The sequence below is a fragment of the Achromobacter sp. UBA4530 genome, from assembly GCF_002388205.1.
In the GTDB taxonomy this organism is placed as follows: domain Bacteria; phylum Pseudomonadota; class Gammaproteobacteria; order Burkholderiales; family Burkholderiaceae_B; genus Achromobacter; species Achromobacter animicus.
This window is the reverse complement of record NZ_DGMA01000009.1, coordinates 230,187-250,176: the sequence shown is the minus strand read 5'-3', so window position 1 is coordinate 250,176 and position 19,990 is coordinate 230,187. Positions and strand designations below refer to the sequence as shown.

At 67.8% G+C, this 19,990-nt stretch carries 15 protein-coding genes; 5 read left to right on the top strand and 10 right to left on the bottom strand.

Features of this window, described 5'->3' with window-relative positions:
• Positions 1-95 precede the first annotated feature (95 nt).
• Positions 96-1,079 (bottom strand): Bug family tripartite tricarboxylate transporter substrate binding protein, encoded by a 984-nt coding sequence (locus B2W22_RS10555; protein ID WP_286937558.1) that lies wholly within the window; start codon positions 1,077-1,079, stop codon positions 96-98.
• An 88-nt stretch (positions 1,080-1,167) separates the two neighbouring features.
• Between B2W22_RS10555 and acnA the strand changes: the two genes are divergently transcribed.
• Genes acnA through B2W22_RS10540 form a run of 3 tightly spaced genes read left to right on the top strand, consistent with a single transcriptional unit; the run spans position 1,168 to position 5,790 of the window.
• On the top strand, positions 1,168-3,798 hold the full coding sequence (gene acnA, locus B2W22_RS10550) for an aconitate hydratase AcnA (protein ID WP_286937556.1): 2,631 nt from the start codon (positions 1,168-1,170) through the stop codon (positions 3,796-3,798).
• A complete protein-coding gene (locus B2W22_RS10545; RefSeq protein WP_175124412.1) occupies positions 3,795-4,691 on the top strand; it encodes a GntR family transcriptional regulator in 897 nt (298 codons plus the stop codon). Before acnA ends, B2W22_RS10545 begins: the two co-directional genes overlap by 4 nt.
• A gap of 49 nt (positions 4,692-4,740) precedes the next feature.
• Entirely contained in the window at positions 4,741-5,790 is a 1,050-nt protein-coding gene (locus B2W22_RS10540) for a lactonase family protein (RefSeq protein WP_175124411.1), read from the top strand.
• Here the strand turns inward: B2W22_RS10540 and B2W22_RS10535 are convergent.
• The 3 genes from B2W22_RS10535 to B2W22_RS10525 form a co-directional block, all read right to left on the bottom strand.
• A complete protein-coding gene (locus B2W22_RS10535) occupies positions 5,787-8,249 on the bottom strand; it encodes a TonB-dependent receptor (protein WP_286937554.1) in 2,463 nt (820 codons plus the stop codon). The genes B2W22_RS10540 and B2W22_RS10535 overlap by 4 nt on opposite strands.
• A 95-nt stretch (positions 8,250-8,344) precedes the next feature.
• Complete coding sequence (locus tag B2W22_RS10530; RefSeq protein ID WP_286937552.1) at positions 8,345-9,316, bottom strand: FecR domain-containing protein; 972 nt, start codon at positions 9,314-9,316, stop codon at positions 8,345-8,347.
• On the bottom strand, positions 9,313-9,834 hold the full coding sequence (locus B2W22_RS10525) for a sigma-70 family RNA polymerase sigma factor (protein WP_286937550.1): 522 nt from the start codon (positions 9,832-9,834) through the stop codon (positions 9,313-9,315). Before B2W22_RS10525 ends, B2W22_RS10530 begins: the two co-directional genes overlap by 4 nt.
• Positions 9,835-9,957: 123 nt before the next feature.
• Here B2W22_RS10525 and B2W22_RS10520 point away from each other — a divergent pair, with 123 nt between their 5' ends.
• A complete protein-coding gene (locus B2W22_RS10520; RefSeq protein WP_254594934.1) occupies positions 9,958-11,619 on the top strand; it encodes an ATP-binding protein in 1,662 nt (553 codons plus the stop codon).
• A gap of 21 nt (positions 11,620-11,640) precedes the next feature.
• On the opposite strand, the gene B2W22_RS10515 is transcribed toward B2W22_RS10520, so the two are convergent.
• The 5 genes from B2W22_RS10515 to B2W22_RS10495 all read right to left on the bottom strand — a co-directional run bounded on the left by B2W22_RS10515 (position 11,641) and on the right by B2W22_RS10495 (position 16,579).
• Positions 11,641-11,988 (bottom strand): hypothetical protein, encoded by a 348-nt coding sequence (locus B2W22_RS10515; protein WP_175122767.1) that lies wholly within the window; start codon positions 11,986-11,988, stop codon positions 11,641-11,643.
• A 71-nt stretch (positions 11,989-12,059) separates the two neighbouring features.
• Complete coding sequence (locus B2W22_RS10510; protein WP_286937547.1) at positions 12,060-14,525, bottom strand: TonB-dependent siderophore receptor; 2,466 nt, start codon at positions 14,523-14,525, stop codon at positions 12,060-12,062.
• Positions 14,526-14,688: 163 nt separating this feature from the next.
• A complete protein-coding gene (locus B2W22_RS10505; RefSeq protein WP_175137675.1) occupies positions 14,689-15,690 on the bottom strand; it encodes a FecR domain-containing protein in 1,002 nt (333 codons plus the stop codon).
• A gap of 11 nt (positions 15,691-15,701) precedes the next feature.
• A complete protein-coding gene (locus tag B2W22_RS10500) occupies positions 15,702-16,211 on the bottom strand; it encodes a sigma-70 family RNA polymerase sigma factor (RefSeq protein WP_286937545.1) in 510 nt (169 codons plus the stop codon).
• Positions 16,212-16,336: 125 nt separating this feature from the next.
• Positions 16,337-16,579 (bottom strand): hypothetical protein, encoded by a 243-nt coding sequence (locus tag B2W22_RS10495; RefSeq protein WP_175137673.1) that lies wholly within the window; start codon positions 16,577-16,579, stop codon positions 16,337-16,339.
• 257 nt (positions 16,580-16,836) lie between these two features.
• On the opposite strand from B2W22_RS10495, the gene B2W22_RS10490 reads away from it, so the two are divergent.
• Positions 16,837-18,942: a PTS sugar transporter subunit IIC/EAL domain-containing protein gene (locus B2W22_RS10490; RefSeq protein WP_175184466.1), complete on the top strand. Its 2,106-nt coding sequence runs from the start codon at positions 16,837-16,839 to the stop codon at positions 18,940-18,942.
• On the opposite strand, the gene B2W22_RS10485 is transcribed toward B2W22_RS10490, so the two are convergent.
• Positions 18,935-19,837, bottom strand: a complete 903-nt coding sequence (locus B2W22_RS10485; RefSeq protein WP_370632992.1) for a prohibitin family protein — start codon at positions 19,835-19,837, stop codon at positions 18,935-18,937. The genes B2W22_RS10490 and B2W22_RS10485 overlap by 8 nt on opposite strands.
• Positions 19,838-19,990 lie beyond the last annotated feature (153 nt).

The following is a 19,990-nucleotide window of genomic DNA, read 5'->3' as shown; positions in this document are numbered from 1 at the left end:
GGCAGTAGCGCTGTGCACGTCTTCGCGAACGGCCTCCCAAGAGCTGACCCAGGAGCTGACCCACGTGGCGCCCCACCAGCCCGCACAACCCGCTTTCAGTTTTCCGCCGTGATGTTGCCGTCGGCCACGACCTTGGCAAACACCGCCGTCTGCGCCTTGATGAACGCGCGGAACTCGTCCTGGCTCATCGGCTGCACTTCGCCGCCCAGTTCACGGATGCTGGCCACGAATTTCTCGTCCTTCAGGCTGCGGTCGATGGCGGCCGCCAGCTTCTGCTGCACCTCCGGCGGCGTGCTGGCCGGCACGAAGACACCAAACCAGTTTTCCAACGCATAGTCCTTGAGCGGCGCGTATTCGGCCAACGCGGGGATGTCCGGCGCGAACGACGCGCGCTTGGCGGACGTGACCGCCAGCGGCTTGACCTTGCCGCTCTTGATGAACGGCAAGGCGCCCGCCAGGCTGACGAACGTGAGGTCCACGCTGCCCGCCGCCACGTCCACCAGTTGCGCCGCGGCGCCCTTGTACGGCACATGCACCATCTTGATGCCCGCCAGCGACTGCAACAGCTCGCCGTTCAGGTGCTGCGGGTTGCCCACGCCGCTGGTCGCGTACGTCAGCTTGTCGGGATGGGCGCGGCCATAGGCCACCAGTTGCTCGACGTTGGCCACCGGCAGCTTGGGATTGGCGACCAGCACGTTCGGCACACGGGCGATCAGCGCGACAGGCGCCAGGTCCTTCTCCGGCTGGTACTGCATCTTGCTCTTGAAGACGAGCGGGTTGATGGCGGTCTCGCCGGCCGATCCCAGTAGCAGCGTGGCGCCGTCAGGCGCGGAACGCACCACCGCCGTCGCGCCCAGCATGCCGCTGGCGCCCGGCTTGTTCTCCACGACCACGCCCTGCGGCAGTTCGCTGCGCAGGCGCTCGGCCAGCAGCCGGCCCATGCCGTCCACGCCCCCGCCCGCGGCAAAGGGCACGATCAGGGTGATCGGGTGGTTGGCCGGCAGGTCGGCGGCGTGCAGAGGGGTCGAGGCGGCAAGCGCCAAGGCCGCGGCGGCGGCCAGGGTACGGATGGGGGGCATGTCTGTCTCCTAGGGGGCCAAGCGTCATTGCGCGGCCGGGTTTGTCCTTAATTGCATTTTATGCAGGCAATATGCAAAACTGGCAGCTATGGAAAACACCAATGCCCCGCTCCGCCGCGCACGCTTCACGCTGGATGGCGCCTCGTACACCTGCCTGGACCTGCCCGCCGCATACGGCGCGGATTACTTCCGGCTGCCGGTCGTGCTGCGCCTGTTGCTGGAGAACGCACTGCGCAACATGCAGGGCGCCGAGCGCGACGCCGCCGTCGCCGCGCTGTTCGGCTGGCTGGCGCACGGCACCAGCGAATCCGAAATCGCCTTCCAGCCGGGCCGCGTGCTGATGCACGACACCACCAGCACGCCCGCCCTGGTCGACATTGCCGCCATGCGCGACGCGCTGGCCGAGGCCGGGGTCGATCCGTCGGTGCTGAATCCCGTGCTGCCGGTGGACGTGTCGGTGGACCACTCGCTGGCCGTCGAAGCCTATGCGCGCAGCGATGCGGCGCAAGCCAACCTGGACCAGGAACTGCGGCGCAACGCCGAGCGCTACCGTTTTTTGCGCTGGGCCTCCAAGGCGCTGTCGAACGTGCGCATCCACCCGCCGGGCACCGGCATCATGCACACCATCAACCTGGAGCAACTGGCCACGGTGGTCTGCCAGCAGCCAGGCCCCGACGGCACCGCCCTCTATCCCGACATGATGATCGGCACCGACAGCCACACGCCGATGATCAACGGCATCGGCGTGCTAGGTTGGGGCGTGGGCGGCCTGGAAGCGCAGACGGTCATGTTCGGCATGCCGACGATGCTGCGCATTCCCGACGTGATCGGCGTGCGGCTGACCGGCGCGCTCCAACCCGGCGTCACGGCCACGGACCTGGCCTTGACCGTCACCCAGCGCCTGCGCGCCATCCACGTCTCCGGCGAGTTCGTCGAATTCTTCGGACCGGGCGTGGCCACGCTGCCGGCCGGCAGCCGGTGCGTCGTGGCCAACATGGCGCCCGAATACGGCGCGACCACCGGCTACTTCCCCATCGACGGTGAAACGCTGGCCTACCTGCGCCAGACCGGCCGCGCCGAAGATCAGATCGCGCGTGTGGAGGCTTACGCGCGTTGCACCGGCATCGCGCTGGACCCCGATGCCGAGCCCCGCTACACCCGTGTGGTCGACATCGCGCTGGATGCCGTGCAGATGCACGTGGCCGGTCCCAAGCGTCCGCAGGATCTGCATCCCTACGGGCAGACGCGCGAAATTCTTGCGGCGCTGGATTTCACGCCGCGCGCGCCGTCCGCCCTGCCCCGCCACGCCATCGCCATTGCCGCGATCACCAGTTGCACCAACACGTCCGATCCGCGCCTGTTGACGGCCGCCGGGCTGCTGGCCCGCAAGGCCCGCGGGGCCGGGCTACGGCCGCCGCACTGGGTCAAGACGTCACTCGGCCCCGGCTCCCCCGCCGCCGCAGAGTACCTGGCGCGCGCCGGTCTGCTGGAAGACCTGGCCGCCGTGGGCTTTGACATCGTCGGCTACGGGTGCACCACCTGCATCGGCAACTCCGGTCCGCTGCCGCCCGTCGTGCGGGAGGCGCTGGCCGACGGCGCCATCCACCCGGTGGCGGTGCTGTCCGGCAACCGCAATTTCACGGGCCGGATCCATCCGGATCTGGACCTGGGCTTTCTGATGTCGCCGCCGCTGGTCATCGCCTTTGCGCTGGCCGGCGACGCGGAAAGAGACCTGAGCCGCGAGCCGGTCCAGGTGACGCCCGACGGGCGCGCGGTTCACCTGTCCGAGCTATGGCCGACGGAAGCCGAGATCGACGCCGCGCTGGCCGCAGGGCAGCGTCCCGACGACTATCGCGCCGCGTTCAAGATCGCCAGCGCGAACCCGGCCTGGCAGGCCCTGCAATCGCCCGCGTCGGCGCGGTTTCCGTGGGACGCTGCGTCCACCGCGCTGCGCCGCCCGCCCTTTGCCAGCACCGAGGCCGGCAGTCAACTGGGCCGCTACACCGCGCATCCACTGCTCGTCGTGGGCGACGACGTCACGACCGACCACCTGTCGCCCGCCAGCGCCATCCCGCCCGACAGCCTGATCGCGGACTTCCTGGTCGAACGCGGCGACGACCGCAACGACCTGAACGTATTCGCATCGCGCCGCGGCAACTGGGAAGTCATGATGCGCGCCGCGTTCTACAGCAAGAGCCTGACCAACCTGCTCTGTCCCTCCGCCCCCGTCGGCCACACCCTGCACGCACCCAGCGGCCGGCTGGAACCCATCTGGGACGCCGCCGCGCATTACGCGAAGGCGTCGCAGCCCGTCGTGCTGGTGGCGGGCGCGCGCTTCGGCACAGGCTCGTCGCGCGACTGGGCGGCCAAGGGCCAGCGGCTCTTGGGCATCCGCGCGGTGCTGGCGGTCAGCTTCGAACGCATCCACCGGTCCAACCTGATCGGCATGGGCATCCTGCCGCTGCGCCTTCCCGACGGGGTGACGCCCGCGACGCTGCGGCTGCAGCCGGGCGACCGGATCGAGATCGACGTCGAGGCCGCCGCGCTGGCGCCCCGCGCCGCCATTCCCGTGCGCGTCCTGCGCGCCGATGGCCGCTCCGAGCCGCTGACCGCCACCGCGGCCGTCGAGACCCGGCTTGAGATCCGGCTGTTGCAGATGGGCGGCGTCATTCCCGCTATCCTGTCGGACACCATTTCATCGGCCGTCCGCCACCCATGAGCGCGCAAACCAATACCGTCACGAAGATCCTGGACCTCATCAAGGAAGACCGTCTGCAGGAGGGCGCGCACCTGCGCGCGCAGAAGATCGCCGACCGCCTGCGGCTGTCGCGCTCGCCGGTCAACGATGCGCTGGGTATTTTGGAGCAGCACGGTGTGGTGGCGCGCAAGCCCAACCGCGGGTACTTCCTGCTGCGCGACTTCGACGTCGCGGGCGAAGCCCCCGCCGACATCACGCCCCCATCGGCGGACGACATCGTCACGCAGACGTACTTTGCGCTTGCCGACGAACTGCTGCGCGGCGAACTGCCGATGCAGTGCAGCGAAGCGCAGCTGCGCACGCGCTACGCGCTGACCAATGCGCAAACGCAGGCGCTGCTGGGCCGCATTTCGCAAGAGGGCTGGGCGCAGCGCCGGCCCGGATACGGCTGGGAATTCTCGTCCATGATGACGACGCCCGACAGCCTGCTGCAGTCCTACCGGCTGCGGCTGGCGCTGGAGCCGGCGGCGCTGCGCGAGCCCGGCTTTCGCATCGAAAAATCCGTGCTGGCGCGCTGCCGCGCCGCGGAAATGCACCTGCTGAACGGCGGCATCGCCACCGACACCGCAGACCAGCTCCACGATCGCGGCGTGCGCTTTCATGAATCGCTGGTGGAAGCCTCCGGCAATCCGTTCTTCATCGACACGATCAAACGCGTCAATCGCGTACGCCGCCTGCTGTCCTACCGCTCGATGCAGGACCGCAGCCGCTACCAGCAGCATTGCGACCAGCACCTGGCCATCCTGGACCTGCTGGAACGCGAACGCAACGACGAGGCGGCCGAGGCGCTTTCGGCCCACCTGCGCAGCACGCTCGACAACCTGGCCCGCATCAGCGGCATCCTGACTTCGTAGGGCCGCGCGTGGCGCGGCCGTTTTCAACTGGCAAAATGAGGCTCGCGCCATGCATGTCTATATCGGTTCCCGGACCACCCGGGAACGCAATGCCCGCGGCGAGGGCATCAGCGTGTTCGACTACGCGCCCGAGACGGGAACGCTGACGCTCAAGCAGGTCGTGGGGGGTCTGCACAATCCGTCGTATCTGCTGCCGCATCCGTCGCTGCCGATCCTGTACACCGTGCACGGCGACAGCAGCGAGGTCAGCGCGCTGCGCCGCGATGCGCATGACGGCACGCTGACGCCCTGGCATACGCAGGACTGCCAGGGCCGCAATCCCGTCCATCTGGCGCTGGGGCCGTCGGCCCGCTATCTGATGGTGTCCAACCATCTGACCGGCACGCTGGCGGTGCTGCCCGTAGCGGCGGACGGCGCGCTGCAAGCCGTGTCGCAGACGGTGCCGCTGGCCGGCGAACCGGGGCCGCACCGCAAGGAGCAGCCATTTTCCAAGCCGCATTTCAACGTGCTCGACCCGTCGGGCAAGTATGTAGCGGTGCCGGACAAGGGGCTGGACCGGGTGTTCCTGTATCCCGCCGACGCGCATGGGATCGGCGCGCAGCCTGCCAGCGTTGCGACGTCGCGCGAGGGCGCGGGCCCACGCCATGCGGTCTTTCATCCATCAGGGAAATGGCTGTACGTCGTCAACGAGTTGGACAACACGGTCACGGCCTATGCCGTGGAAGCAGGCGCGCTGCGTCCCTTCCAGGTGCTGTCCACCCTGCCCGACACCTATACCGGCAACAGCCGCGCCGCCGGCATTGCGCTGGACGCCGATGGCCGGCACCTGTATGCGTCGAATCGGGGTGACGACAGCATTGCGGTGTTTCGCGTGGACGCATCCACCGGTCGACTGACCACCGTGCAGCATGCCCGCACGCACGGCAAGACACCGCGCTTTTTCACGCTGTCGCCCGACGGCCGGTTTGTCTTCGCGCTGAACGAAGACAGCGACACGCTGCAGCGGTTTCGTGTCGATCCGGCCAGCGGCATGCTGGCGCACGACGGCTACGCGCTGTCCGTCGGCAGCCCGGTGTGCATGGTGTTTGCCGGCGCTTAGAAGTCCATCGACGCCGACAGCATGAGGGTGCGCGGCACGCCTTGTGAGATCGTGCCGTACGAGGCCACGCCGGACCAATAGGCGCGGTTGAACACGTTGACGACGTTGGCGCGCAGCGTGACGTCCCGGCCTTGGACCTTGAGCGCATAGCGCGCGCCCAGGTCGAACGTTGTCCACGACGGCACCGACTGCGTGTTGGCCTGGTTGATGTATTCGCGTCCGGTGTAGACCATGCCGCCCGTCAAGGTCAGTCCCGTCACCCACGGCGTGTCCCACTCGGCGCCCAGGTTGACCGCGACGGTGGGCACGCCCACGGGCCGGTTGCCCTGCGTGGCCGCGCTGTTGGTGCGCGTCAGCTCCCCATCCAGGAAGGTCACGCCGCCCAACAGGCGCACGCCGCGCATCGGTTCGCCGGACACATTCAATTCCTGCCCGCGGTTGCGTTGCTCGCTATCGGCCGCATACACGCCGTTCGTGAGCTGCCCGCTGGGCTTGGTGATCTCGAAGGCGCTCAGCGTCACCATCGCGTTGTCCAGCTCGACCTTGACGCCCACTTCCTTCTGCTTGGCCTTGTACGGCTTGAAGACCTCTCCCGCGTTGGTGGCCGTGGCGGGCGCCACGTCGCCCTTGCTCAGCCCCTCGATGTAGTTGGCGTAGAACGAAACGTTGTGCCAGGGCTTGATGACCAGCCCGGCCAGCGGCGTAGTCGCGCTTTCGTCGTAGCTGACCGTCCGCACACCCGTGGCGCCGTTGAAGTTGCGCGATTCGATGCGCTGGTGGCGCAGGCCCAGCGTCAACTGCGCGCGCTCGTCCAGGATGCTGAGCGTATCGGCCAGCGCCAGGCCGGACAGATCCGACGACGACACCTTGGGCACGTTGGCCGGCGCGGGAATGTGCTGCTCCGGACGCGTGATCGGGTGGTAGATGTTGGACGTGAGCGGGGTGCCGTTCACGCTGGCCTGCAGATTGCGGTCGCTGTACAGGCTGCCCATGAAGCTGATTGCGTGGCGCACGGGCCCCGTGTCCAGCTTGGCGCGCAGCCCGGCGTTGTAGGTGCTGCGGTTGACCTGGAAACGGAAGTTGTTGGGCGTCACCACGGTGTCGCCGGCTTCGTTCACGATGGTGGGCGTCTGGTCCGACAGGCGCGACACGCTGGTGTCCGAGCCGCCCGCGTCCGCGAACACCGTCAGGCGGTCGCTGATGTCGTATTCCACGCGCAGCAGCGCCGACTGGCCGTCGGACTTCCACCAGCCCCACGGTTGCGTGGCGTTGCGGCGGCCGTCCGGGGCACGCGGCACGGCAATGCCCGGCGCCACCAGAAACGGTCGCGTCGGCGCGTCGATCTTCTCATGCTGCGTCAGCAGGTCCAGCGAGGCGCGCAGCCGTTCGCCCTGGTAATCCAGCGACAGCGCGCCGATGGTCGTGCGCGAACTCATGTTGTCCAGGGGCGTGTCGCCCTGCCGCTGCATGCCGTTGACCCGCACACCCCATTCCCCCGCGTCGCCAAATCGGCGGCTCAGGTCGACTCGCGCGCCGAATTGCGAGTCGCCGACGTAGTCGGCCGACACGCGGGTCAGGTCCTCGGGCAGCGAGCGCTTGGGCACCATGTTGATGACGCCGCCCACGCCGCTGTTGGGCGACATGCCGTACAGCAGCGCCGCCGGCCCCTTCAGCACTTCCACGCGCTCGATGTAGTCGGTGAAGACGTGGTAGTTGGGCGCCACGCCATAGACGCCGTCAAAGGCGATTTCGCCGAGGTTGCCTTCGCCGATGGGAAAGCCGCGGATGTAGAACGAATCGGTCACGCCGCCGATCTGGCCGGTAAAGCGCACGGACGGCTCCACCGTCAGCGCGTCGGCCAGCGTCACGGCCTGACGGTTCGCCAGCAATTCCGACGTGTAGCTGGTGACATTGAACGGCGTGTCCATCACGTCGCGGTTGCCCAACAGGCCCATCCGCGCGCCGCGCGCCACCTGGCCGCCGGCAAATTCCGCCGGCAGCGCGGAGGGGCTGATGCCCGCTCCATCGACGGTGACCGCGGGCAGCACCGTGGTCTCGCCGGCGGCCACCGGCAGCCTGCGCAGCGAATAGGCGCCGCCGCCCTGTTCGGCCAGCGCGTAGCCCGATCCGGACAGCAGGCGGGCGAACCCCTCTCGCACCGTGTAGGCGCCCTGCAGACCGTCGCTGCGCTGGCCCGCGACCAACGCGGGATCGAACGACAGCGGCACGCCCGCACTGGCGGCGAACTGCGCCAGCACGTCGCCAAGCGGTCCAGGCGCGATGGCATAGGACTTGCGCGGCGCGGCGCTGGCTGTCTCGGCCGCGAACGTGGCCGCCGGCATTCCCGAGGCCGCAAGCAGCGCCAGCCCCAGGCCGGCGGCCCGGACCAGCGACGCCGCGGGCGACAGGACGGCAAGGCCGCGCGGCAGGCGGGGCGATCGGGAGAGTCGGGAAACCATGAAACGATCCTTCGTGGGGTTGGGGTGACGCGCATGTCGCGGCGGTTCACCCGGTACACCGGACGAAGCGGAAAAAAGTGTCAGCCGATTGGCGATTAATTTGTAACGGCGGCGCGGGGCGCAATCGTCGTCCACCACGGGGTCACGCGGCTCACCCGAACCGGCAGCGTCTTTTGCAGGAGGCGCAGGCTGGCTTCGATGTCGTTCAACGGGAACGCCCCCGACACGCGTAGCTCGGCCACGGCCGGATCGCATCGCAGCACACCGTGGCGGTAGCGGCCCAGCTCGTCCACCAGATCGGCCAGCCGCCAGTTGCGCGCGGCCAGCATGCCGTCCGCCCACGACGCCGCCAACGCGTCGGCGGGGACCGGCGCCTCAGCGCCACCGGCCGAAAAGACGGTCTGCTGGCCCGCCGCCAGCACGACGCCGTGGACGTCCGCCCCGGCCGGCCGGACCTCGACCGCGCCCTCGTAAACGGCCACCCGCACGCTGGCGCCTTCGTCGCGGACCATGAAGCGCGTGCCCAGCGCCCGCAGCACGCCCTGCGTCGTCTGCACCAGGAACGGGCGCGACACGGGCGCGGGGTCGTGCCCCGTCGTCAGCAGGATTTCGCCCGCGCGCAGCCACAGCACGCGTTGCGTCGGGGTGTAGTCGATGTCCACGGCGCTGGCCGTGTTGAGCACCAGTTGCGTGCCATCGGCCAGTTCGACGCGGCGCTGCTCGCCCGTCGCCGTGCGCAGGTCCGCGCGCCATTCGCGCCAGGGCAGCTCGCGCACGCCCAACCACGCCGCCGGACCCAGCACCAGCAGCCCCGCCAGCGCGCGCACGGCCTGGCGGCGTCCGGCGCAGTCCGCCTGCCGCAGCGCTTGCCCGCCGATCCGCGGCGGCACCTGGCCAAACCCGCGCAGCATCGCCTCGGCGCGTTGCCAGGCGGCTTCATGGTCGGCGCTGCGCGCCCGCCAGCGCGCCAGCGCCGCGCGATCCGCCGCTGAGAGTGTCTCGGACTGCAAACGCACCAGCCAGCCGGCCGCTTCGTTGAGGATGGCGGGGTCGATGACCGCGTTCACGCCGCGTCCGCCTGATACGCGATCAGGCACGCGGCAAAGGCGGCCTGCATATGGCGCTTGACCGTCGACAGCGACACGCGCTGCTTGCGCGCGATCTCGTCATAAGCCATGCCGTCGAACTGCGACAGCAGAAAGACCTCGCGCGTGCGGGCAGGCAGCGAGCGCAGGGCGGCATCGATGGCGTGCAGCGTTTCCAGGATGAGGGCGCGCGCCTCGGGCGACGGGGCCTCGGCCTCGGGCACGTGCGCCACGGCGGCAAGGTAAGCGTCTTCCACCGCGCGGCGGCGCCAATGGTCGGCCACCAGGCCTTTGGCGATGTGGGCAAGCAGTGCGCGCGGCTCGGCGCCGGTCTCCTCCCGGCGCCGCCCGGCCATCAGCCGCACGAACGTATCGTGCGCCAGGTCTGCGGCGTCGAAGGAACTGCCCAACTTCTTGCGCAGCCACATCGACAGCCAGCCGTGGTGTTCGCGATAAAGCTGGGAGACGTTGTCGGCGGATGGGGATAGCGGCGCAGGCAAGGCGCACCTCGGCATATGTGCAAATAGGAATTGTTCTTATTCTATACGAGCCTCCTGTCCGCGCACGCGCGCCCGAGTGCTGGGATAGAATCGGTCACCTACCCCGCCACCCTATCGAGTGCCATGCAGAACGACCCGTCCAAGCCTCTATTCCTTGCCAGCGGCGGGGAAATGGGCGCACGAGTCAGCCGCCACGACTGGTCTGCCACGCCGCTCGGTCCCATCGCTTCCTGGCCCGCCTCGTTGCGCATTGCCGCGAGCATGGTGCTGTCGTCCCGGTTTCCGTCCTGCCTGGTCTGGGGCCCCGAGCTCATCTCGATCTACAACGACGCGTTCGTCCCCATCCTGGGCGCCAAGCCCGACGCGCTGGGCTGCCCGTTCGATGAGATCTGGCGCGAAGCCTGGTCGCTGATCGGCCCGATCGCCGAACGCGCCTACGCCGGCGAGGCCACCTTCATCGAGGATTACCCACTCGTCGTCCACCGATACGGCCGCGCCGAGATGGCCAACTTCACGTTCTGCTACAGCCCCGTGCGCGATGAAAACGGCAATGTCGCCGGCATGATCGACACCGTCATTGAAACCACCGCGCGGGTCGGCGCCGAAAAGGCCCAGGCCGACGCGCTGCGCCTGACCGAAGAGGCCCTGCGCCAAAGCCAGAAGATGGAAGCCATCGGCCAGTTGACGGGTGGCGTCGCGCATGACTTCAACAATCTGCTGACGGGAATCTCCGGCAGTCTGGATTTTCTGTCCCAGCGCCTTGCGCAGGGGCGGACCGATGACCTCGCCCGTCACATCGCGGTGGCAAAAGGCGGCGCCGACAAGGCGGCCATCCTGACGCGCCGCCTGCTTAATTTTTCGCGCCGCCACCCGCTTGAGCGCACGGCGGTGGACATCAACCACGTCATCGCCGACATGGAGGCGCTGATCACGCGCAGCGCCGGAGCGGCGATCACGCTGGACGTGGACTGCGCCGCCGGGTTGTGGCCGGTCTGGGTGGACGCGCACCAGCTTGAAAATGCGCTGCTGAATCTGTGCCTGAATGCGCGCGACGCCCTGTACGCGAGCGGCACGCTGCGCATCGAGACATCCAACGTGACCCTGGGCGCCGAGGACGCGCGCGAGCGCAATCTGGAACCGGGCGACCACGTGCGGTTGCGCGTGTCCGACACGGGGTGCGGCATGACGCCCGAGACGATGCGACGCATGTTCGAACCCTTCTACACCACCAAGCCGGCCGAGCGCGGCACCGGCCTGGGACTTGCGCTGGTTCACGACTTTGTCCGTCAGTCCGGCGGTCACATCCAGGTGCGCTCGCAACCGGACCTGGGCACGGATATCGACCTCTACTTTCCGCGCCATGGCGGGGCCCGCATCCAGGTCGCCGCGGACACGGCATCGGTCTCGCCGTCGCGGGTCTTGCAGGGCAGGACGATTTTGCTGGCCGAGGACGATCCGGCCGTGCGCGAAATCACCGCCGAAGTGCTGAAGGAAATCGGCTTCGATGTGATCGAAGCGACGGACGGCGCCAGCGCGCTCAAGCACCTGACCACGCAGGCCCGGATCGACCTATTGGTCTGCGACCTGGCCTTGCCGGGCGGCGTGAACGGGCGGCGGGTGGCGGAGACCGGCAAGACATTGCGGCCGGAAATGAAAGTGCTGTTCATCACGGGCTACGGCGAAACCGCCGAGGGGAACAACGCACCGGCGACGGGTGCGCCCGTGTTGCTGAAGCCATTCACCCTTGAAGATCTGGCAAGCCAGGTGCATGCGCTGATGCGCTGAAAAACGCGGCCGGGCGGGTGCTCAAGCGGACGGCAGGCGCCGCGTCGTGCGGATCCAGAACAGCCCCGCCCCCGACAGCAGCATGGCGAACAGCAGGTACACAAAACAGATCAGCAGGCCGAAGAAATAGTAGCGGTCGTAAACACTGGCCGCCCACCACGCAACCCCGCCATACACCGCCATGACGATGAACGGCAGCCACAGCACCGCCACGCCGGCGCGGCGCCAGCCGGGGGTGTTCAAGCGCGGAAATCGATGCGGGCGGGCGCGCAGCAGCAAAGCCAGCGCCGACAGCGCCGGCAGCACAAAGGCCAGCACCGCCAGCACCAGCAGGCCGGCATCCAGGAACGTCGCCACGAACTCGCGCAAAATCGGCTCCTTGCACGGCGCGCATGGGTGGCGCCGTCCCGGACGTTATACACGAGCCGCCGCGCGCGTCCTTACAGCTTGGGCGCGTAGCGCACGGTCAGCATCACATTGCGAGGCTCGCCGTAGTAGTTGTTGCTGGACAGCGTGTTGTACGACGGCACGTAGTATTTCTTGTCGAACACGTTGTTCACGTTCAGCCCGAAACTCAGCTCCGGCGTGGCCTGGTAACCCACGCGCGCGTTCCAGATCGTGAATCCCGCCAGCTTGAATTCGCGGTCCGAACTGATCGTCGACGTCTGCGTGTTCACGCCGGCGCCTACGCTCAGGCGGTTCCACGTGCCCGGCAGCTTGTAGTTGGCCCACAGACGCAGCATGTGCTTGGGCGTCCAGGTGCTGAAGACCTTGCCCTGGTTGTCCGGGTCCTCCAGGAACTTGGTGGTGTTGTAGGCATAGCCGGCATACAGCTCCAGGCCCCTGACCACCTCGCCGGAAATCTCGGCTTCAACGCCCTGGCTGCGGACCTTGCCGGCGGCGCGCGAGCAGTACCAGCCGTTGCAGCCAAACCCGGCGTCGTAATCATTGACCGCACGATTCTTGTGGTCGTAGCGGTACAAGGCAAGCAGGGTATTGACCCGGCCATCCGCCAGTTCGCCCTTCAAGCCGACTTCATAGTTGTTGCCCTCGATCGGCTTGAGCAGGCTGCCCGACACCGTGCGCTCGGTCTGCGGTTCGAACACCGTGGTGTAGCTGCCGTAGACCGACCAGTTGTCGGATAGCGAATACACGACGCCGGCGTACGGAATGAACTCGCCCGAGGTCGATGACGTCGTGGTGTCGCCCCCGCCGCTGTAGCGGTAGTCGAACCAGCCGACGCGGCCGCCGCCGATCAGCGCCAACGATTGCGTGGGCTTGACGCGCCACGTGCCGTAGATGCCCTTCTGCCGGATGTCGTAGGCGCTGCGCGAATCGTAGCCGCTGGCGGCGACGATGGAATCCATGTCCTGCCACGGACGGTGATGGTCCAGATCGAAGATATTGCCGCCGCTTTCCCACGAGCGGGTGAACCGGTCATTCGTCGTGAGCTTGGAGTAGTTGGCGCCGATCACCACCTCTTGTGCCATGCCCCAGGCGTTGAAGTCACCGGCCACCGACATGTCCATGCCGCGCTGGCGGCTCGTGAAGTCCACGCCGAAATTGCCATAGTCCAGGCCGCTGCCGTCACGCTGCACGGGTCCGGTGACGCGCTGGTGCACGGTCGTGTTGTCTTCGTCCATCGCCACGCCGGCCAGCCGGAAGCGCCACGACGAGTTGAAGCGATGTGTGATGTCCGCATTGAAGATGGTCTGGTCGTTGGTGGCGCGGTTCCAGGTCGAGCCGGTGAACGTCGAGCGCGGCAGATCGATGCTGCCGCCATCGTCATAACGGGGATAGCCGACGAACATGGGCCGCGACTTGCTGTACCGATTGCTGACGCCCAGTCCCACTGTCGTGTTCTCGGTGATGTCGTAGTCCAGCGCGGCGTACAGGTTGCGCGTCCTGTCCCACACGTAGTCGATGTACGAATGGCTGCGGTCTTCGTCCAGCACCACGCGCCCGCGCAGCGTGCCTGATTCATTGAGCGGACCGCCCGCATCCAGCGTCAGGCCGTAGTGATCCCACGATCCCACCTTGCCCGTCACCACCACCGAGGGCTCTGCGCCGCCCCGCTTGCGCACCAGGTTGATCGCACCGCCGGGACTGCCCGCGCCTTGCAAGAGGCCCGCCGCGCCGCGCAGGATCTCTACGCGGTCATAGAACACCAGCGAATCCTGCTCCCAGTTGCCCAGGCTGTAGCTGTTGCGCAGCAGGGACACGCCGTCGTATTGCAGCAGGTCCACGGGAAAGCCGCGCGAATTGATCGCGACGCCGGCGCCCACGCCCTGCACGCCCACCATGCCGGCGGTGTTGTTGACGGCGTCCGGCAGGCTGGTCATGTCCTGGTCGTCCATCCGCTGCCGCGTCAGCACGGTGATGGACTGCGGAATGTCTTTGAGCGCCTGCGGCGTCCTGCCGATGGTGACCGCCGGCGACGTGTACGAACCCGTGCCGTCCGTCGTGGTGTTGTAGGTGCCCGTCACCGTCACGGGCGCCAGCGTCGTGGCCGCCTCGGCCGGCGCCTGCCGCAGACGATAGCCGCCCTCGGCGCGCGCAACCGCTTGCAGGCCCGTGCCGGCCAGCAGGCGCTCGAGCGCGGCGTCCACGGTGTACGTGCCCGTCAATCCCCGCGTCGAGGCCCCGGCCGTCAGGCCGGGATCGGACGCCACCATCACGCCCGCCTGCACGCCAAACGTGCCCAGCGCCGCGCTCAGCGGCCCGGCCGGAATGCTGAACGCGATGGCGCGCGGCGCCTGAGCCTGGGCATGCACCGCCACCGGCGCCAGGACGGCAGCCGCCGCAAGGGGCGTGAAACGCCGCAGCGCGGCGCTCAGCGCCGTGCGGCGCAGGGGAAGTCGGACAAGCGCCGCGGCGCTTACGGCGCGGACAGGACGAGGTGACATGTAAGGGTTCCCAGGCTCATGAAAGGTCGGCGCAGCCACGAGACACGGGCTGCTTTCCTGACATGAAGCGCGAGATCGGGATATCCGCCGTTGCTGTTACAAAAAAGCCGGCAATGAGGGAAACGCGGCTCACCGAAGGATGAGAATCACAAGGCCACGCGATTCACACGTGGCTCACCGTCACCCAGTAACGCGTATAGCGGCGCACCTGCACCGGGAGGATTTCTTCAAGCATGGCCAGGACCTTGTCGGTGTCGGCCAGCGGGAACGCCCCCACCACGCGCAGCCCGCCGGCCGCGTCCGTGCAATGCAGCAGGCCCGGACGGTAGCGGCCCAGTTCGTTCAGGAACGCCGACAAGGGCATTTCGTCCGCGATCAGCATGCCGTCAAGCCAGGCCGACACGCCGGGTTCCAGCGTCCCCGGCGCAAAGCTGCCGCCCGCCGTGAACTCGGCCTGTTCGCCGGCCCGCACGCGCCGCGGGCCTGCGTCCGTCGACAGGCCGCGCACGTCAACCGCGCCTTCCAGCACCGCCACCCGCATGCGGCCAGCCTCCAGATCGCGCACCAGAAAGCGCGTGCCCACCGGCGTCACCACGCCGCCGCGCGTGCGCACGCTGAACGGCCGGCCGTTCGCATCGGGCGCGGTCGCGATCAGGATTTCGCCTTGCAGCAGCACCAGTTCGCGGTGGCTTGCGGTATAGCGCAGATCCACCGCGGTGCCGGCGTTCAGTTCCACCTGCGTGCCGTCGGGCAGCGTCACTGACCGGCGTTCGCCGGTGCCGGTGCGCAGGTCCGCCGACAACCGGCGGATCGCGTCACGCTCACCCACGGCCCAAGCGCCCAGTCCGACGCCAACGGCCGCGAACATCAGGCGCAATGCGGTACGGCGGGACTGGATCAGCGGCGCCTGCAGCAAGGTGCGCGATGCCACCGACGGCCCCGCCTGCGCCACGCCCGCCGCGACGTCGCGCGTCAAGGCGCCCAACCGCTGCCAGGCCAGCTCGTGGGAAGGTTCCGCCCGCCGCCAGCGCTCGAAGCGATCGCGTTCGGCGGGGCTGGCGTCTTCACGCAGACGCGCCCACCAGTCCGCCGCCTGCCGGATCACTTTGGGATCGATGGCGCCGGCCTCGGGCGCGTGGGGCCGCAGCAGCTTGGCGTTGTCCATGAATTCTGGGGTCAGCCGTATACGGCCGTGTAGCAGTGCACCAACGCGCGCGCCAGCGACTTCTGCACGGCGTTGGGCGTCAGTCCCAGCTGCTGGCCGATCTCGGCATACGACAGGCCGTCGATCTGCGCCATCAGGAAAATCCGGCGGCTGGTCATCGGCAAGGCGTCGAGCAGTTCGCAGACTTCCGCCAGCGCCTCCAGGATCAGCGCGCGGGCCTCGACCGAGGGTTCGACGGCCACGGGCTGCAGCGCCAGCGTCTCGGCGTAGGCCGCTTCCAGCGCGGCGCGGCGCGCCCGGCCGATCAGCAAACGGGTGGCGATGGTGCGCAGGTAGGCGCGCGGTTCATTGAGCGGTTCGCGGAGATTGGCGCGGATCAGGCGCTCGAACGTATCGTGCGCGAGGTCGGCCGCGTCCGACGCATTGCCCAGCTTGCGTTGCAACACGCCCCGCAGCCATTGGTGATGGGCCTGATAAACGGACTGCACCTCTGCACTAGAGGCAAATGAGGAGGATGGCATGGCGGTGCGGCCCGGCGTCGCCGCCTGAGAGCAAGACGAGATGAAAATGATTCGCAATTATAGATGCGGTTTTCGTCTTTGCAAGGCGCCGCCCCACGCGCCCGCCGTATGGTGGCGTGTCGCCGCTAGTAGTCCATCGGCACGTGGCTCTGTGCAGCGCGTATCTCTTGTATATGGCGTTCGGCTTCCTGGCGTTCGACGGCGGGCGGCAGCGCGCGCCAGCTCACCAGGTTGCCCGGCGTCTTCAAGGGCATCCAGCCCAACACGCTGTACAGCGAAATCGCGGTGCCGCCGGTATCGAGCCGCGTCTCGTAATAACCCTGACGATCCGGCATGGTGTCGCCGGGCGTCCAATCCAATTGAGGCATCCAGGTCTCCTCCGGGTGAAGCTTATGTGCAAGGACGCGCGGTCCTTGCAAGGCGGATTCCACCGATCGTATAGCGTCCGGACCGGCTTGTCCCCTATCAAAAAGACTGAATTTCCAATTATTGACAGAGGGGAATCCCTAGGCGGCCCGCACGTTTTTGCATTGCTAAAGCCCGAACACAGGCGCTAGCATGCGGCAACGGATTTTTACCCCCGGCGGACATGCATCGCCCGGGCCCCTCGCGCCACAAGACGGCCATGCCGAAATCGATCTTTCCGCAGTACCCAAGAGATCGGCTGGCCGCCCTGGCAAGCGCCAACTCCCTGCGCGCCATCCGCGAAGGCCTGTTGTGGGCCATGCCCTGCCTGCTGGTCTCCGCCTTGTTCCTGGTGCTGTCCGTTTGCGCACGCCTGTTCGGCCTGCCCGACAGCATTGCCGATCTGCTGGCGGGTCTGCACCGCGCGCTGTCGGGCGTCATCCCGCTGCTGGCCGGCACGGCCATCGGCTACATGCTGTCGATCCGCCACCGGCTTCCGCACCTGCCCACCGCGCTGCTGTGCCTGTGCTTTGTCGCCATCGCCGAAAACCTGCTGGCGCCCTACCCTCGCGCAGCCGCCACGCTCACCTTGTTCATCGCGATCGTCACGCCGATCGCGGCCGTGCCGGCGATGGCCTGGCTGCACCGGCGCCGCTGGACCCAACTGGCGCCGGACGGACTGATCGGCGAAAACGTCCGCGACTCATTGAACATGATCGTGCCGGGATTGCTGACGGCGGGCCTGGTGATGGCGGCGCTGTCGGCGGCGTTGAGCATCCCCGCCGTGGCACAGGTCGACATTCCGCTGAGCCTTGCGTCCCTGGACAGCCCCTACACGTCCGGCGCGCTGGTCGGGGCGCTCAATTCCCTGTTCTGGTTCTTCGGCATCCACGGCGCGCAGGCCATGGCGCCCATCATGGACGTGCTGGACCAGGCGACCCGGCTCAACGCCACCAGCGTGGCCGCGGGGTACGAAGGCGTCTATGCGCTGAACGGCACGCTGCTGGGCGCGTTCGTCTTCATTGGCGGCTCCGGCGCAACCTTGTCGCTGGTGGTGGCGATCCTCCTGTTTTCGCGCAGCGATTCGCTGCGGGTGCTGGCCGTGGCCAGCATTCCGGTGTCGCTGCTGAACATCAACGAGATCCTGCTGTTCGGCCTGCCGCTCATCCTGAATCCCCGTCTGCTGCTGCCCTTCGTGTTGACGCCCGTAGTCAACGTGCTGGTTGCCGTGGCGGTCGTGCAACTGGGCTGGCTGGCCCCCGCCACCGTGGCGCTGCCGCTGACATCGCCCGTGCTGTTCAACGCCTACCTGGGCGCGGGCGAAAGCCTGGCGGGAATCGTGCTGCAATGCGCGCTGGTCGCGCTGGGCGCCTGCATCTACGTGCCCTTTCTGCTCGCGCTGGAGCGGCAGCGTCAGGCCGATGCCACGGTGTACTTCAAGTCGCTGGACACCACCTTTCCGCAGTTGCAGGAAGAATCCCTGCTGTATGCCCATGACCCGGTCGCGTCCACCTACGCCACGCGCGCGCGCCGCCAGGCCGAGGTCGCGCGCATCCGCGCCATCAGCGAATACGACTTCTATCTGGAGTTCCAGCCGCAGGTATCGATGCGCACGGGCCTATGCACCGGCTGCGAGGCCCTGCTGCGCGCCACCGGCCCCGAAGGCACGCAACAGGCGCCGCTGGAATTCCTGCGCTGGCTGGCGCGCGCGGACCTGATGCGCGAAGTCGATCTCTGGGTGGCGCGGCAGGCGGTGCTGCAATGCCTGGCGTGGCGGGCGCAGGGCTTCACGATGCCCATGACCATCAACGTCACAAGCGGCACGTTGACGGCGCCGGCCTTTCTGGACCGGTTGATCAAAGTGCTGGCGCAGGCGCAGGGCCAGGTCTCGGTCGAGCTCACGGAAGACGCGCTGGTCGAAGACGCCGACGCGCTGCACACGGCTTTTGACCGCCTGCATGGCATCGGCGCACGCGTCTATATCGACGACTTCGGCACGGGGTATTCGGCGCTGAGCTACCTGCACCAGTTTCAGATCGACGCAGTCAAGATCGACCGCAGCTTCGTGATGGCGCAGAGCCACGACCGGGGCGCGCTGGTGATGAGCGGCCTGCTGCGATTCTGCGAGGCGCTGAACCTGCAGATCATCGTCGAGGGCGTGGAAACGGAGGGGCAGTTGTCCGCGCTGGCATCCAGCGCGGAGATCGTCGTGCAGGGCTGGTACTACAGCAAGGCGGTGTCCGGCGAACACATCGTGGACTTCGCGCGCCGGCGGCGGGAGCTCTCCGCCCTGCCGGCGCATCCTGCCAGCGCGGCCGCTACTTGATGCCGATGAAGGGCAGCGCGGCGCCAGGCACCTGCGTGGACGGCAGCACGCCATCCCACTTTTCAACGGCGTTCAGGCTCACCAGATTGGTGTTGGCGGCCAGCGCCTCGGCCTTGGCGCGGATCGACGCCGCTTCGGCCTCGCCGCGCATGCGGATGCCGTCGGCTTCCGCGGTGAACTGCTGACGGCGCGCATCGGCTTCGGCCTTGGCCTTCACCACCTGGATCTCGGCGGTGATCATCGCCGTTTCCTTCTGCTGGCGGGTCGTCTCGATCTGCACCTGCGCCAGCATGCGCTGTTCGATCGAATGCTCGTAGGCCTGCGAAAAACCCACCTCTTCGATCTGCACGCCCACCACCTGGACCGGCGCGCCTTCCATCGTCTTGAGCACGGCGTTGTTCACGTCCAGGCCGAGCTTCTGGCGTTCCTGGATGGCGCGTACGGCGGTGTACTGGCCAAACACGTTCTTCACCGCGTCCGGCGTCTTGCGTTCCAGCACGCGCATCTGCAGGTTGGCGATGGTGCCGTACTCGGAGTAGAGCTCGGCCACGTGCTCGGACGGCACGCGGTACGTGACCGACACGCGCAGCGTTGCGGGCTGCTGGTCGTAGCTGTAGGCCTCGAGCTTTTCGAACACGAAGGTGTGGTCGCGCACGGACACCGTCATCACGTTGTCGATGAACGGCGTCTTGAAATCCAGTCCGGGTTCGGCCACGCGCACAAGCTTGCCGTTGCGCAGCACCACGCCGCGTTCGCCCTGATCGACCTGGAACCACGATCCGAAGGCGATAAACAGGATCAGCAGGAAGATGAGTGCGGTTCCAATGGCGAATTTCACGTTGCGCGGCTTGACCGCGCCGATCGTCTTGACCATCTGGATATCTGTCGGCTTCATCTTCACTTCCAATCCCTGTCTGTTCTTTTGCGTTTACGGTCCGAGAGCACCGCCGCGATGCCGCGCGCGAGCAGATAGGCGACTACCGCCGCCCCCACCAAGATAAGGAAATACCGCATCGAGCGTCCCCCCCGGGAAAGAAGGACGGGATTC

Bases quoted from the DNA above. Each gene is read 5' to 3' on its own strand.
- B2W22_RS10555 (WP_286937558.1), bottom strand. From the start codon at position 1,079: ATGCCCCCCATCCGTACCCTGGCCGCCGCCGCGGCCTTGGCGCTTGCC.
- acnA (WP_286937556.1), top strand. From the start codon at position 1,168: ATGGAAAACACCAATGCCCCGCTCCGCCGCGCACGCTTCACGCTGGAT.
- B2W22_RS10545 (WP_175124412.1), top strand. From the start codon at position 3,795: ATGAGCGCGCAAACCAATACCGTCACGAAGATCCTGGACCTCATCAAG.
- B2W22_RS10540 (WP_175124411.1), top strand. From the start codon at position 4,741: ATGCATGTCTATATCGGTTCCCGGACCACCCGGGAACGCAATGCCCGC.
- B2W22_RS10535 (WP_286937554.1), bottom strand. From the start codon at position 8,249: ATGGTTTCCCGACTCTCCCGATCGCCCCGCCTGCCGCGCGGCCTTGCC.
- B2W22_RS10520 (WP_254594934.1), top strand. From the start codon at position 9,958: ATGCAGAACGACCCGTCCAAGCCTCTATTCCTTGCCAGCGGCGGGGAA.
- B2W22_RS10510 (WP_286937547.1), bottom strand. From the start codon at position 14,525: ATGTCACCTCGTCCTGTCCGCGCCGTAAGCGCCGCGGCGCTTGTCCGA.
- B2W22_RS10505 (WP_175137675.1), bottom strand. From the start codon at position 15,690: ATGGACAACGCCAAGCTGCTGCGGCCCCACGCGCCCGAGGCCGGCGCC.
- B2W22_RS10500 (WP_286937545.1), bottom strand. From the start codon at position 16,211: ATGCCATCCTCCTCATTTGCCTCTAGTGCAGAGGTGCAGTCCGTTTAT.
- B2W22_RS10495 (WP_175137673.1), bottom strand. From the start codon at position 16,579: ATGCCTCAATTGGATTGGACGCCCGGCGACACCATGCCGGATCGTCAG.
- B2W22_RS10490 (WP_175184466.1), top strand. From the start codon at position 16,837: ATGCCGAAATCGATCTTTCCGCAGTACCCAAGAGATCGGCTGGCCGCC.
- B2W22_RS10485 (WP_370632992.1), bottom strand. From the start codon at position 19,837: ATGAAGCCGACAGATATCCAGATGGTCAAGACGATCGGCGCGGTCAAG.